Annotated in this window: 13 protein-coding genes; 12 read left to right on the top strand and 1 reads right to left on the bottom strand. The window is 67.9% G+C overall.

The window, feature by feature from the left end; translation table 11 throughout:
• Positions 1–111 precede the first annotated feature (111 nt).
• The 12 genes from dnaX (at position 112) to INF26_RS00645 (ending at position 12,300) form a co-directional block, all read left to right on the top strand.
• The gene (gene dnaX, locus INF26_RS00595; protein ID WP_193528819.1) at positions 112–2,418 is read left to right on the top strand and encodes a DNA polymerase III subunit gamma/tau; all 2,307 of its coding nucleotides are present in this window, start codon (positions 112–114) and stop codon (positions 2,416–2,418) included.
• A gap of 65 nt (positions 2,419–2,483) precedes the next feature.
• The gene (locus INF26_RS00600; RefSeq protein ID WP_193528820.1) at positions 2,484–2,819 is read left to right on the top strand and encodes a YbaB/EbfC family nucleoid-associated protein; all 336 of its coding nucleotides are present in this window, start codon (positions 2,484–2,486) and stop codon (positions 2,817–2,819) included.
• 18 nt (positions 2,820–2,837) lie between these two features.
• Positions 2,838–3,446, top strand: coding sequence for a recombination mediator RecR (gene recR / locus INF26_RS00605; protein WP_193529413.1), 609 nt, complete (start codon positions 2,838–2,840; stop codon positions 3,444–3,446).
• Positions 3,447–3,461: 15 nt separating this feature from the next.
• Positions 3,462–4,340, top strand: coding sequence for a hypothetical protein (locus INF26_RS00610; RefSeq protein WP_193528821.1), 879 nt, complete (start codon positions 3,462–3,464; stop codon positions 4,338–4,340).
• Between the two features lie 451 nt (positions 4,341–4,791).
• Entirely contained in the window at positions 4,792–5,526 is a 735-nt protein-coding gene (locus INF26_RS00615; protein ID WP_193528822.1) for a sugar isomerase domain-containing protein, read from the top strand.
• 8 nt (positions 5,527–5,534) lie between these two features.
• The gene (locus tag INF26_RS00620; protein ID WP_193528823.1) at positions 5,535–7,358 is read left to right on the top strand and encodes a BglG family transcription antiterminator; all 1,824 of its coding nucleotides are present in this window, start codon (positions 5,535–5,537) and stop codon (positions 7,356–7,358) included.
• A 5-nt stretch (positions 7,359–7,363) separates the two neighbouring features.
• On the top strand, positions 7,364–7,831 hold the full coding sequence (locus INF26_RS08440) for a PTS sugar transporter subunit IIA (protein WP_226371785.1): 468 nt from the start codon (positions 7,364–7,366) through the stop codon (positions 7,829–7,831).
• The gene (locus tag INF26_RS08445; protein WP_226371786.1) at positions 7,818–8,549 is read left to right on the top strand and encodes an N-acetylmannosamine-6-phosphate 2-epimerase; all 732 of its coding nucleotides are present in this window, start codon (positions 7,818–7,820) and stop codon (positions 8,547–8,549) included. Before INF26_RS08440 ends, INF26_RS08445 begins: the two co-directional genes overlap by 14 nt.
• Entirely contained in the window at positions 8,549–9,298 is a 750-nt protein-coding gene (locus INF26_RS00630) for a sugar isomerase domain-containing protein (RefSeq protein ID WP_193528824.1), read from the top strand. The genes INF26_RS08445 and INF26_RS00630 overlap by 1 nt, the downstream gene beginning before the upstream one ends.
• A 14-nt stretch (positions 9,299–9,312) precedes the next feature.
• Positions 9,313–9,609 (top strand): PTS sugar transporter subunit IIB, encoded by a 297-nt coding sequence (locus INF26_RS00635; RefSeq protein ID WP_193528825.1) that lies wholly within the window; start codon positions 9,313–9,315, stop codon positions 9,607–9,609.
• A gap of 15 nt (positions 9,610–9,624) precedes the next feature.
• Positions 9,625–10,911 carry a PTS ascorbate transporter subunit IIC gene (locus INF26_RS00640; protein ID WP_193528826.1) on the top strand — a complete coding sequence of 429 codons (1,287 nt, stop codon included), beginning with the start codon at positions 9,625–9,627 and terminating at the stop codon, positions 10,909–10,911.
• Positions 10,912–11,262: 351 nt separating this feature from the next.
• Complete coding sequence (locus tag INF26_RS00645) at positions 11,263–12,300, top strand: NAD(P)H-dependent glycerol-3-phosphate dehydrogenase (protein ID WP_226371787.1); 1,038 nt, start codon at positions 11,263–11,265, stop codon at positions 12,298–12,300.
• A gap of 169 nt (positions 12,301–12,469) precedes the next feature.
• On the opposite strand, the gene INF26_RS00650 is transcribed toward INF26_RS00645, so the two are convergent.
• A complete protein-coding gene (locus INF26_RS00650; RefSeq protein ID WP_193528827.1) occupies positions 12,470–14,497 on the bottom strand; it encodes an FUSC family protein in 2,028 nt (675 codons plus the stop codon).
• Between the last annotated feature and the right edge of the window lie 143 nt (positions 14,498–14,640).

Below are 14,640 nucleotides of genomic sequence, written 5' to 3' on the forward strand. Positions count from 1 at the left end.
GCGGTATTTCTAACCCTTGCGCGCCGGGCGAGAAGAACCTGTGGCCGTCGCGTGCTCCGGCCTCCCCGCGGGTATACTGGAACCTCGGAAGCCGACGTGCCCGGAGGCCGCATGGAATCGCTCTACACCAAATACCGCCCGCAGACGTTCGAGCAGGTCGTGGGCCAGTCGCACGTGGTCGAGACCCTCAAGCGCGCCGTGCTCGAGGGGCGCACCAGCCACGCCTACCTCTTCTGCGGGCCGCGCGGCACCGGCAAGACCACCATGGCCCGCATCCTGGCCAAGGCGCTCATGTGCGAGAAGGGCCCGGCCGCGTTGCCCGACGGCAGCTGCGAGCAGTGCCGCCTCATCGCGTCCGGCGAGCACCCGGACGTCATCGAGCTGGACGCCGCCTCGCGCACCGGCGTCGATAACGTCCGCGAGGAGATCATCGGCCGCGTGAGCTACGCGCCGGTCATGGGCCGCGCGAAGGTCTACATCATCGACGAGGTCCACATGCTCACCCCGGCGGCGTTCAACGCGCTGCTCAAGACGCTCGAGGAACCCCCCGAGCACGTGGTCTTCGTCATGTGCACCACCGACCCGCAGAAGATTCTCCCCACGATCCTCTCGCGCGTGCAGCGCTTCGACTTCCATGCCATCGGCAACGACGAGATGCAGGCGCACCTGGCCTACGTCTGCGGCCAGGAGGGCTTCACCTATGACGCGGCCGCGCTCGAGCTGATCGTGCGCCACGCGCGCGGCGGCATGCGCGACGCGCTGACCTCGCTGGAGCAGCTCTCCGTCTTCGGCGCGGGCGACATCGGGCTGGAGGCGACCCAGGACCTGCTCGGCGAGGTGTCCGGCTCCGTGCTGGGCAAGGTCGCCGAGGCGATGGCCCGCCGCGATGCCGCCGCGCTCTTCGCCGAGGTCGCGACGCTCGCGGACGAGGGCCGCGACCTGCTGCGCTTCACGCGCGAGCTGGCCGCCCACGTGCGCGACGTCTACGTGGTGGCGGTGGCGCCGGATGCGGACGACGTCGTGGCGGCGCGCGGCGAGGAGCTCGCGGCCCTGCGCGCGGAGGCTGCCGCCTTCGGCTCGGCGGACCGCGTGGCGCGCGTGCTCACGGTCCTCGGTGATGCCTCGAGCGAGATGCGCACGGCCACCAACCAGCGGCTTGTTCTGGAGATCGCGCTCACCCGCGTGGCGCGCCCCGAGACGGACCTCACCCTCGAGGCCCTCGCCGAGCGCGTGGGCGACCTCGAGCGCCAGGTGGCCATCCTCGCCACCCCCGGCGCCCGCCCTGCCGCCCCCGCCCCAGAGCCGCAGCCCGCCGTCTCCGAGCCACGAACCCAAACTCAAAACGGGTTTGGGTTCACCGCCCAAGCCCCTGCCTCGGCCGGCGTCAACGCCCCCGCAGCTCAGAGCGTCGCTCCGGAAGCTGCGCCGCAGCCGGCTCCTGCTCCTGCCCCGGTTTCCGAACCCAAACTCTCGGGCGCGGGCGAGAAGAACGGAGCGCCTGGGTCCGCCGGCGCGTCCGCGGGCCTCAGCAACGGCAACCTCCAGCGGGCCTGGAAGCAGGTCGTCGACCAGCTCGTGAGGCAGGTTCCGGCCAAGGGCTCGCTGCTCCTCTCGTCGACCGCCGTCTCCGACGACGGTGCGCGCCTCACCGTGTCCCTGCCCAAGGGCTCGCACTTCGCGGCGAGGATGCTCGAGCGCTCGGACGTCCGCGCGAGCGTGGACCCCGTCGTGTCGGCAGCCTTCGGGCCGCGACAGGTCGTCTACGTCGAGTCCAGCCTCGCGAGCCAGGCGATCTCCCGTGCCGAGGCCCAGGCGCAGCCCGCCCCGGCACCCGTCGCGCCTCCGGTCGAGGCCCCTGCCCCGACGCCCGCGCCCGCAGAGCCCGCGCCTGCGCCCGAGGCGCCCGTCGCGGAGCCGGCCCCGACGCCGGCCCCGGCCGAGCCGACCTACCCCATGCCCTGGGACGCCCCCGCCCCCGAGCCCGAGCCCGTCCCCTACACCGACGCCGACGTGGCCTCGTTCGCCCAGGACGAGGAGCCTCCCGTCAACGAGCCGCCGGCCGCGGCGGCGCCCGCAGCGATACCGACGCCGGCGAACTCGGTCGAGTCAACCGTGAACGGCCGGGGCGACGGGGGCACCCCCGCTGCGACTCACGAAGTGAGCGAGGCGTCAGCCGAGCGCGGAGCGGGCGGGGGTGCCCCCGCCGCCCCGGCCGGCACCGAGGAGCTCTCGCCCGAGTTCGCCGCCATCGCGGCCCAGCTCAGCGCCGCCTTCGGCCAGCCCCTCTCGGTGAGCGTGGAGCCCTCGAACCCCACCTCTGACGAGGAGGCCGCGGCCGAGCTCTCCAGGGAGCGGGACTACGAGGAGGACGCCGGCTTCACCGACGAACCCGTCGACGACGAGGAAGATGACGAGTAGCACCATTCACCGTACCTCTCGCCCGCGGAACCGCGGCGAGCGATAGCGAAGAAAGGAAACACGGCATGTCCAAGGGATTCAACATGGGCGGCATGAACCGCAACCAGATGATGGCCCAGGCCCGCAAGATGCAGGAGCAGCTCCTGGCCGCCCAGCAGAAGGCGGCCGAGACCGAGGTCTCCGCGAGCGCGGGCGGCGGCGCCGTCAAGGTCACGGCCACCGGCGACCTGCGCCTGACCTCGCTCACGATCGACCCGGGCGCCGTCGACCCCGAGGACGTCGAGATGCTGCAGGACATGATCCTCGCCGCCGTGAACGACGTCCTGGACTCCGCCGAGCAGATGGCCAGCCAGCAGCTCGGCGCCGTGACGGGCGGCATGAGCATCCCGGGCCTGTTCTAGGACGTGCCTGCCGTGTCCATGGACGCCACCATAAACGACGGCCGCGCGCTCCAGCGGCTGCTGGACGAGCTGGGCAGGCTGCCGGGCATCGGCCCCAAGTCGGCCCAGCGCATCGCCTACCACCTGCTCGAGGCCGACGCCGAGGAGGCGCGTCGCCTCGCCGCCGCGATCCTCGAGGTCAAGCAGCAGGTGCACTTCTGCCCGGTGTGCTTCAGCTATGCCACGCGCGAGACCTGCGACGTCTGCGCCGACGGATCGCGCGATCGCGAGCGCATCTGCGTGGTCTCCGAGCCGCGCGACGTGAGCGCCATCGAGCGCACGGGCAGCTACCACGGGCTCTATCACGTGCTCGGCGGCGTCATCAGCCCCATGGACAAGATCGGGCCCGAGCAGCTCCACGTGCGCGAGCTGCTGGCGCGCCTTGCCGACGGCAGCGTCACCGAGGTCATCCTCGCCACCAACCCGGACGTCGAGGGCGAGACCACGGCGACCTACCTCGCGCGCGTCATCCATCCGCTGGGCGTGCGCGTCTCTCGCCTGGCGAGCGGCCTGCCCGTGGGCGGGGACCTGGAATATGCGGACGAAATCACCCTCGGGCGCGCCATCGAGGAGCGCCGCGAGGTCTAGCGATCGGGGGACGCTATGGCAGCAAGGGACGAGAAGAACGTGCGCCCGGCGCACCACGCGAGCCACGCCGCGCCAGCGGGGCGGGGAAGCCACGCCGCCGCCGGAGGCTCGGCGCACGCCAGCCACGCGCGGACCGGCGCGCGGCGCGCGGCGCGCCAGGGCTCTCAGGGCTTGGCCAGCGACTCCAGCGAGATCTCGACGATCGGCGCTGGGCAGGGCGCGCGCGTGACCACGCGAAAGAACGCCGCCGAGGCCGCGGACCGCGCCCGACAGAACGCCGAGAGGCGCTACGCCAAGCGCCACCCCGAGGCCCGCGCCCCGCAGGGCGGCCCGGAGCGGAGCGTCCGCAACATCGTCCTTCTCGTCATCGCCGGCATCCTAGTGGTCGCGGTGGTCTTTGCCGTCGGGAGCCTGATCAACGCGCTGCTGTTCCCTCCCGCGACCGAGGAGGCCACCAAGCAGGAGCAGACCCTGCGCCCCAGCGACGACGAGCTCGCCGCGCAGGAGGAGCAGGCCGAGCACGACGCCGGCCACGAGCAGGCGGGCGTCGACGGGACCGTGAGCTACGCCGGCGAGACGTACTCGCTGCACCAGGGAGACGACGGCGCCTGGAGCCTCGTCAACTCCGCCGGCGAGGCGCTCGTTGCGCTCGAGGGAACGCCGGTCGCGCTGGTGCGCACCGGAGACACGCTGCTGGCGCCCGAGAACCGCGACGGCGGCTGGGACGTGCCGTGCTACGTCGTCGGCGGCCACACGCAGGGCATCACCTACGTCGTCGGCTCCGACGGCAACCCGGTGCAGGGCTCCGGGGACATCGCGTCCGTCGAGCTCGACGGGACCACGCTCCGCGTGACGGGCGCCGACGGGTCCACGACCGACGTCGCGCTGGCGTAGACGCCTCCGGGTTAGAAATACCGCGTCGTCCCCGTTCCCGCGGCCGATCGGGTTAGGAATACCGCATCGTCCCCCTCCAAACGCGTCCGCGGAGGGGGACGACGCGTTGTTTCTAACCCGCGCGGCGAGAAGGACGGGGACGAGGGCACTTTTCTAACCCGTCCCTGATATTAATAAAAATAGAAAACGTACTAGCGACATGAGATCCGAACGCATCTGAGTGCTTGCTGCATATTTTGTAGCAATTCGATGGAAGAACATCGTGTTGCATCCTAGACGGCCTCTCGGCAAACTGTGAGTATGCGGAAAATGGCATGCGTTTCACCATAGGTTCGTTTGTTTCAGTTCTGCCATGACTTGGCAGCCAAAAAGGGAGGCCAAGCCGCGGATAGCGTGCTGCTCGTTATATCGATTCAAAACGTGATGTTATTTCGAGTCATGGGAGGCACGGATGGGATTCGCGGACCTGTATTTGAATGCAGTCGAGGACGTCCTGTCAGCCATCGTCTCTGACGAGCGCGAGGCCATAGACCGGGCAGGCGAGCTGCTCGCCTCCTCCCTTTCTCATGACGGGATGCTCTACGTCTTTGGCTGCGGTCACTCCCACATGGTCGAGGAGGAGCTTTTCTATCGCGCCGGCGGCCTCGCCCCGGTCTGCCCGATGTTCGACACCTCGACGATGCTCCACGAGGGGGCGGCAAAGAGCAGCCTGCTCGAGCGAAAGAGCGGCTATGCGACCCTCATAGCGGAGCGCTATCCGATCGGCCCGAACGACTGCCTGCTCGTCGCGTCCACAAGCGGCATCAACTCCCTTGCGATAGAGATGGCCCAGGCGGCTGCCGAGAAGGGCGCCGCTGTCATAGGCATCTCCTCCTTCGCCTACCGCGAGAAGCCCAGCCGGCACCCGCTCGGCCTGCACCTCCCCGACGTCTGTGACGTCTGCGTCGACAACCACGTCGCCGTAGGCGATGCGAGCGTTCCGGTGCGCACAGACGGGACCAAGGCCGGTCCGACCTCGAGCATCGCCACGCTCCTCATTGCCAATCTCGTCATGCTCTCCGCCTGCGAACGTCTGCGCGCCGCCGGACGCGAGCCTGAGGTGTTCCTGAGCGGCAACTGCGAAGGGTCGTCCGAACACAACGCAGACCTGGTCAGACGGTATTCGGCTCGGGTCAGGAGCCTGTAGGGGGCACCGTGAACAGCCGCGCAGCACATATCGTGAGCATTCTCATTGCCGACGGCCATGCGAGCCTCGAGCACCTCTCGAGGGAGCTCGGCATCAGCCCGAGGCTCGTCCGGTATGAGCTCGACGGCCTTGACGCCTTCTGTCGCCGGCTCGGCCTTGCCGCGCCCATACTCGACAAGGGTGTCGTGCGCTTCCCTGACGCTGGCCAGGTCTTCTCGGTGTCAGGAGCCATTGATGATCTGGACCCCGTTGACTTCGTGCTGTCTCCGACGGAGCGCCGCGACGTGGAGTTCATGCTCTTCCTCACCTCGGGTGCCGCGCATCTGACGAGCCAGCAGATCGCCGACCGTCTCGGCGTGAGCCGCAGCATCATCGACCGCGACGTCACGTTGCTCAAGAGCGAGCTGTCTGCCTCCGGCCTGCGCCTCGAGTCGCTCTCGAGCAAGGGTAGGCGCCTCGCGGGAAGCGAGTTCGCCGTGCGCAGGCTTGCCGTCCAGGTGATTGAGCGCAACCTCGACTTTGCCTGCGTCCACGACGAACGGGCCTTCGCCTGGAGTGCCGCAGCCCGGTGGTTCAAGGCCCTGGGCGTCGTGGACTCCGCGAGAGAGCTGCTCGGAGTCGTGATGAGCCTCGAGTCAGGTGACTTCGGCCACTGGCTGGCGTTCGATTCGCTCCGAATGATCGTCTACACGCTTGCTGTCATGCGCATGCGGATAGACTCCTCGTGCGTGGAGAGCGACCAGATCCCTGACCTTGCGTCCGTCGTCTCTTCCCGCGAGTACGTCTATGCGGTGCAGATTGCCGACGAGATGGCGCGAACCGGTGGCGCCCCTCTGCCGACCGGCGAGGTTGACTATCTTGCCATGGTTCTTCTCGGCGCCCGCTTCGTCACCCCCGAGCCCTACCTTCGTGAGGACTGGATCGGCGTGCAGATGCTGCTCGACCGCATCGTCCGCTCGATGGAGGAGCGACTGGGGGAGAGCTTCTCCGCCGACCAGGAACTCATCGAGTCGCTCCAGAACCACCTCGGTCCCATGGTTTTCCGCCTGCGCCACGGCATCGTCACGCTCTCTCCCGACGTCGAGGACGCGCGGGCCTCGCACCCGATGTGCTTCGAGGCCCTCGAGGACATCGTCTCCCATGAGGAAGGCGGCCTTCTCGGCGAGGTCTCCGAGGGGGACGTCGCCTATCTCGCGCTCTACTTCTGCGCGTCGATCGAGCGCATGGCGAGAAGGGCTGCGATAGGCCGCACGGACGACGTGCTTCTCGAGAAGATCATGGGGGTCGTCCAGCGGCACTGCACGATCCTCGACCCTGAGGGACTTCTCGGCGATATGGAGCGCGCGTTCACGGCGCACGGCCTCGTGGTCCATGCCGAGCGCATCCAGCCCTCCCTGGCGGAGCTGCTCGGTCCGGAGAAGATCCTCTGTCCCGTGGACGCCTCCGGCTACGAGGAGGCCATCCGGACGGCGTGCGCGCCGCTGGTCTCCGCCGGCGACGTGGACGACGACTTCGTGGACCAGGCTCTCGCGGACATGCGCCGCGAGGGGACCTGCTTCGCCTTCATGCCCGGCGTCGCCCTCGTCCACGGACGCGCGGGGCGCAGCGTGAACCGCCTTGCGATGACGCTCGCGGTCCTTCCCGAGGGCGTTGAGTCTGGCCGTGCGGACTATGACCCGATTCATCTGGTGTTCTGTCTCGCCGCAACTGACAACTGGTCCCACATCCGTGCCCTCAGGGACCTTCTCGAGCTCTTTGACAGGGTCGACGTCCAGACCCTGTGCACAGCCAGGAATGCAAGTGAGATCAGGGAAGTCATGGGAGGTGCGTAAACGAGATGTCTATTGGCAGCTACATAGGCGCGGGCGGCATCGCCCTCGGGCAGGAGGCCCGCACCTGGGAGGAGGCCGTGCGCCAGGCAGGCGACCTTCTCGTGAGAGAGGGGGTATGCGACCCGTCGTATGTCCAGGACATGGTGGACACGGTACGTGAGCTGGGTCCCTACATCGTGGTGACCCCCGGGGTCGCTCTCGCGCACGCGCGCCCGAAGGGAAGCGTCGCCAGAAACGGCATCGCCGTGGCGACCTTCCCGGGCGGGGTCTGCTTTGGCAACCCGGACAACGACCCCGTGTACGTCGTCTTCGCCATCGCCGCGGTCACCGACGAGGAACATCTCGGACTCTTCCAGGAGGTCGCCGGCTTCCTTGGGACGGAGGGCAACATCGCGCTTCTCGAACAGGCGAGGAGCGTCGCGGACCTACCGGCAGAGATGAGAGAGGAGCGTGTTGACCATGCGGTTGCTTGACGTGGTGAAGGGAGGGCTCATCGTCTCCTGCTACGCCGGCGAGGACATCAACGAGCTGATGGCCGAGCCCGTTGCCATGGCCTGCGTGGCACGCAGCGTCATGGCGGGTGGCGCCGCCGCCGTGCGCACGAATCTCGAGAACGTGTCCGCGGTTAAGGAGGCGGTCGGACCTGAGGTCCCGGTCATCGGCATCAAGAAGATCTACAAGGAGCTCGGCTCCAAGGACTTCCGCATCACCCCCACCATGGCCGAGGTGGACGCCCTGGTCGCCGCCGGTGCCGACGCCATCGCAGTGGACGGAACCCGTCGTCCGCGCTATGACGAGCTGACCCTCGCGGAGTTCCTCGCGGCCATCAAGGAGAAGTACCCCGACCTGCCGGTCGTCGCCGACATCTCGACGGTCGAGGAGGGTGTGGCCGCTTGGGAGGCGGGCGCCGACTTCGTGGGCACCACGCTCTCTGGCTATACCCCGTATTCCAAGAACCCCATTGCCTTCGGCACGCTGCCGAGCCCCGACCCCGACTACGAGATCATCTCCGAGCTGCGCGCCGCTGGCGTGGAGCACGTGGTGGCCGAGGGGCGCATCACCGACGGCCACAAGATGCGCCGCTGTCTCGATGCGGGTGCCGACTGCGTGGTCATCGGCACCTCGATCACCGAGCCCAGGAAGATCGTCAAGACCATCCTCATGGATGCGAGCGAGGGAGGGGAGCAGTGATGCGTGCTTGGCAGCGTTACTTCGAGACCATGAACGAGGTCGTGCAGAAGGCCTACGACACCCAGGGTGACAACATCATGCGCGCGGCGGAGGTCCTCGCCGACGCCACCGAGAAGGACGGCATCATCCACCTCTTCGGCTCGGGGCACTCGAGCCTCGTGACCGAGGACTGCTTCTGGCGCTCTGCGACGCTTGCCAACGTGCACGCGATCTTCGAGTCCGCCGTCGCCGGCATCAACGAGATCACCAAGACGAGCTATCTCGAGAAGGTCGAGGGCATCGGCCAGGTCATCGTCTCCTACAACGAGGTCAGGCCGCCTGATGTGATGGTGTGCTTCTCCAACTCCGGCAACAACGCCGCGACCGTCGACGTCGCGCTGGCCGCCAAGGCGGCGGGCGTCCCGGTGATCGCGTTCACGAACGTGGTGTATGCGGACACGCTGACCACGCAGCACTCGAGCGGGAAGAAGCTCAAGGACATCGCCGACATCGTGATCGACAACTGCTCGCTGATTGGCGACGCGGCCATCGAGCTCGAGGGGCTCGAGGTCAAGGTTGGCGCCACGTCGACGATACCGGTGGTCTACATGCTCGCCGGTCTTCTCGCCCAGACCTGCGAGCTGCTGCTGGAGCGCGGCGTCACCCCCGACGTCTACTACAACGGTCACCTCGAGTACGAGCGCTCTGACGTTCGAGAGCACAACCAGGCTCTCGTTGAGAAGTACCGCCGCCGCATGAGGAACCTGTGAGAGAGGAGGCACGGATGCAAGAGCTGAAGGTACTGACGGTCTGTGGCGCCGGCGTGGGGACGTCCACCCTGCTCAGAATGAACATCGCGGACGCCTTCAAGTCGTTCGACCTGCCGTTCTCGGTCAAGGTCGAGAACACGAGCCTGTCGCGGGCCAAGGGCACGAGGTGCGACCTCGTCGTGACCTTCGACAGCTTTGCCGATGACGCACGCAAGTTCTGCCCCCACGTCATCACCATCAAGAACCTGATGGACAAGCAGGAGCTGCGCGACAAGGTCGGCGCCTACCTGACCGAAGCCGGACTCATCTAAGAAGAGGTGATATCAGTGGAAGCCATCCAGCCAGTTGTCGACTTCATCGTAACGTACATCTTCAACCAGCCCTTCATCCTGCTCGGCCTCATCGCGCTGCTCGGCCTCGTGCTGCAGCGCAAGCCCTTCCAGGACGTGGTCACCGGCACGCTCAAGACGGGAATCGGATACCTCATCCTCTCCCAGGGCACCTCGATCCTCTCCGGGATCGTTATGCCGATCTCCGACATCCTGAACAAGATCTTCAACATCGAGGCCACCGCTCCCGGCATGGGCACCGACCCGTTTGCCGCCGAGTGGGCGTCCACGATCGCCCTCATCATGGTCGTGGGCTTTGTGGTGAACCTGATTCTCGCTCGCTTCACGCCGTTCAAGTACGTCTACCTGACGGTTCACCAGACCTACTACATCACGTTCGTGTATCTCGCGCTTGCCGTCGAGGTCATCGCCAACCCGTCCGTCCCCATGTTCATCATCGTGGGCGGCATCATGCTCGGCGTCTACTGCACGCTCTCCCCGGCGCTCGTCCAGCCCTTCATGCGCAAGGTGACCGGGACTGACGAGCTGGCCTACGGCCACACCACCTCGTTCGGCGCGATCGCGGGCGCCCTGGTGGGCAAGCTCTTCAAGTCCCACGAGCAGGAGACCTCCGAGGACCTTCACATCCCGGACAAGCTCACGTTCCTGAAGGACATCACCGTCTCGACCGCCATCGTCATGACGCTGCTCTACGTCATCGGCGTCTCTCTCGCCGGTCCTGCTTGGGTCGAGGAGAACATGAGCGGCGGCACCGCGGCCTACCTCTACGCCATCACCCAGGGCGTCCAGTTTGGCGTTGGCATCACCATCGTCCTGACCGGCGTCTCCATGATGGTCGCGGAGATCACCGAGGCCTTCAAGGGCATCTCCGAGAAGCTCGTTCCCAACGCGGTTCCCGCTCTCGATTGCCCGATTGTCTTCAACTTCGCTCCCACCGCCGTCATGATCGGCTTCCTGAGCTGCCTCGCTACCGTCATTCTCTGCGTGGTCATCTTTGGCGCCGTTGGCTTCTACTCCCTGACCCCGCCCGTCATCACCTGCTTCTTCGGTGGCGGCCCGGCAGGCGTCTTCGGCAACTCCACGGGCGGTTGGCGTGGAGCGATTCTCGCGGGCGTGGTCGCCGGCCTGCTCCTGAGCTTCGGCCAGGCCCTCACCGTCGGCTGCCTGCCCACGACCATCGCGGACTTCGCCCGCTGGTCCAACGATTTCGACTACTCCGTGTTCACGTGGCCGTTCCAGCAGATCTTCAGGCTCTTCGGCTAGGAGCAAGGGCATAGGGGTCGCCCCCTCTCTCGAGGCGTCGCCGGGCTCGGGCCGGCGGCGCCTCTTTTCATGGGGTTTCGCTCGCCGGGTTAGAACTACCGCATCGTCCTCGTTCCCGCTGCCGATCGGGTTAGGAATACCGCGTCGTCCCCCTTCAAACTCGTCCACGGAGGGGGACGACGCGTTGTTTCTAACCCACGCGCCGAGAAGAACGGGGACGAGGGCGTTTTTCTAACCCGCCCCGCGTCCGCGCTCTTTCCGCGGAGATGTAATGCCGGCGTCAGGCGCGGCCGCCTCCCGTGCCATAATCTTGCGAACGAAGCGCCTGCGTCTACCAGCTTGGGGGAACGTATGAACATGCAGCATGCCCGCGTCGGCGTGATCGGAAGCGGCGCCTGGGGCCTGGCGCTCGCGCGTCTCTTCTCGCGCGAGGGACACGAGGTCACCGTATGGTCCGAGTCCGAGCAGACCGTCGAGCGCCTGCGCGAGACGCGCGTGATCCCGCTGCCCAATGACCCCGAGCTTCCCGCCGACATCGCCCTCACCACCAGCGTCGAGGAGGCGTGCGCCGACAAGGACGTCGTCGTCTTCGTGACCTCCTCGCGCTTCGTGCGCAGCATGGCCGCCCAGGCCGCGCCGTTCCTCGGGCCCAAGACGATCCTCGTCTGCGCGACGAAGGGCCTCGAGGAGGGCACGATGGATACGATGACTGAGGTCATCGCCAACGAGCTCTCCAAGGTGCGCCCGGAGCTGACTCCGGCGGTCGTTGCCCTCTCCGGCCCGAGCCACGCCGAGGAGGTCGCCTTCGACATGCCCACGTGCATCGTGGCGGCCAGCGACGACAAGGACGCCGCGCTTCTCGTCCAGCGGCTCTTCTCCGGCGACGTCCTGCGCGTCTACACCAGCGACGACGTGCGCGGCGTGGAGCTCTGCGGCGCCATCAAGAACGTGATCGCCCTCGCGTGCGGCATCGCCCGCGGCCTGGGCTTTGGCGACAACTCCTCCGCGGCGCTCATCACGCGCGGCATCGCCGAGATGCGCCGCCTGGGCACCGCCTTCGGCTGCGACCCCGAGACCTTCTTCGGCCTGGCCTGTACCGGCGACCTCGTGGTCACGGCCGGCAGCCTGCACAGCCGCAACCTCCGCTGCGGCAAGATGATCGGCTCGGGCATGCCGGTCGACGAGGCCGTGAAGAAGGTCGGCGCCGTGATCGAGGGCCTGAACGCGCTGCCCGCCGTTCTCGAGCTCTCCCAGCGTCTGCGCGTGGAGATGCCGATCTGCGAGATGGTCGACCGCGTCGTCTCCGGCGAGGTTGCCCCCGAGGACGCCACCGCGCTGCTGATGGGTCGCGAGCTCAAGGCCGAGGGCCCCGCCGCCTACGAGGACTAGCGCCACTCGGCGCAAACTCTGGCGTATGTACGAGCGCGCCGCCCTTCTCGTCAGTCGAGAAGGGCGGCGCGAGCTGTTTACCTGGTCGTATATGAACCGAAAGCAGCTCTCCGTCAGGAGCGCTCGTACATATGTCGGAGTTCGCTCCGTGAAACTGGCGGCCCCTCCGCTACCTGCGCACCTCGCTCAGGTAGCTCGGGCGGCGCACCAGGGCGCCGCGCGCGTCGTCGACGGCCAGGCGCAGCTCGCCCGCACGGTCGACGTACTGCTGCAGCACGTAGCGCAGGTCGGGGTCCGCCAGGCCCATGACCAGGCCCTCCGCCGCGTCCACGCCCGTCCCGAAGCGCTCGGGGTCGCAGTTCCCGCGCGCGAGGCGCACGATCTTCTCGAACGTCGGGCGCTCCTCCTCCCGCACGCTGCCGAGGCGCACCAGAAGCTCCAGCTGCTCCAGCTCGCACATGATCTCCCACAGGCAGAAGAGCATGCGGTCGGCGGCGTCGCGGTAGCGCGCCACCTCGGCGATCTCCGCGTTCCTCTCGCCGTCGGCGGAAATGGAGTCGAGCAGGGCGTTCGCCTGCGTGTGGATCATCTGGAAGTGGAGCAGGCGCTCGGAGGAGACCACGGTGTCGACGCGCTCGTCCAGCGTCGTGCGGACGAGGTCCCACGAGCTCGCCACCATCGGGAACATCTGACGCACGTCTGCCGCAAAGAGACGTCGGTCGGACATGGGCAGCACCAGCCGGTTGACCAGGGCGACGGTGACCACCGCCAGCGCGAGCGAGACGAGGCGCATCGTGGTGGCGTAGCCGTCGTCGATGGAGGCCGACGCCATGGTGACCGCGTAGGCCGTGGCAAAGAACGCCGAGGTCACCGTGCCGGGCGTCGCGGCATAGAGCGGCGCCACGAGCAGCATGCCCACCACCATGATGCCCGCCCAGCCGAGGTTGAGCAGCGCCAGCAGGTGGACGAAGACGCAGCCCAGCGCCGTGCCGACCATGCGGGTGCGCATGCGGTGGGAGCTCTCGTCGGGGAAGGGCTGCAGCAGCAGATAGGCGTGGAGCACGTACCAGTAGAGGTGGTCGACCGGCAGCAGCAGGTTCACGCTGCAGCTCACGGCCAGCACGATGCCGCAGCGGACCGAGAAGCGCGTCTCGAACGAGTCCAGCGTCAGCCGCTTGCGGAAGAGCGCGGTCCGCACGGCGCTGCCGGCGGACATGTGCCAGACGCGCTGGTGGGGGTCGGCGGCCGTGCGCAGGATCAGCACGAGCAGGTTGAGGTAGCCACGGCAGAAGATGCGGAAGCGCGGCTCGTCCACGTCCAGGGCGTCGAGGAGCGCGCGGGCGCGGTCGGCAAGCGCGGCTCGGCGCGTGGGGTCGGCGGTGGCGTCGATCGCGGCGTCGAGCTCGCGCGTGAGCTGCGCCAGCTGGGCGAGAAGGGCGGCGTGCTCCGCGCGGTGCCGGTCGCTCCAGTCGAAGTTGCCCGTGAGATAGGCCGTGCGCTGCGCGAGCGTGGCGAGCATGTCGAGCAGGTTCACGGTGCGCGGCGGCGCCGTCGAGTCCTCGCGCGCGGAGTAGGCGAGTGCCGCGAACTCCCGGCGCAGGGCCAGCAGCTCGGCGCGGAGCTCGTCGTCGATGCCGGAGGCGGCCATGCGCGCCAGGTCGTCCGCCAGGCGGCGCACGCAGGAGTGCAGGCGCGCGCGGGCCTCGCGGGCCCGGCTGCCCGCGGCGCCGGCGAGCATGAGCGCCGCCGTGAGCGTGACGCAGCACGCGGCGAGCACCGCCGCCTGCGTCCAGAAGTCGCTCACCAGGTTGGCGGGCCGCATCTGCAGGAAGGCGAAGAGCATCGTGTACGGGAAGTACCGGCGCGGGTTGAGCTGCGACGAGCGCATGAACACGAGGGCGAACGGCATGGCCAGGTTCACCGCCACGCACAGGGCGACGTTGGTCACGGCCAGCCGCGCCCCCAGGAGCGCGAAGGCGCTCACCAGGAAGAAGCGCGCGTACTGCGTCGGCGGGTTGTACTTCTCGAGGCGCGTCTCGAACAGCGTGGTGAACGGCGAGACCGCTAGCAGGTACTGCTCGCCGAACCCCAGGTGGACGATCCAGAACAGGGCTATGAAGAACGCGATGACGGGCAGCGTGCCCACGAGCTGGGCGCACCGGTCGCAGACCCACCCTCTGATCTTCTCGCGTGCCATGCGTCCATTGTACGTGTCCGCCCGCTGCGTGACCTCGCCGACACCCTGCCGAGAAAAGCTGTCCTGTGTATCGGTTCGCGCGCGCCGGACGCGTCAAAACCGGTACACGAGCCCGCTTTTCTCGCAGAAACCGGTACACGGGG

The organism is Thermophilibacter gallinarum, assembly GCF_014982725.1.
Taxonomy (GTDB): Bacteria; Actinomycetota; Coriobacteriia; order Coriobacteriales; family Atopobiaceae; genus Thermophilibacter; species Thermophilibacter gallinarum.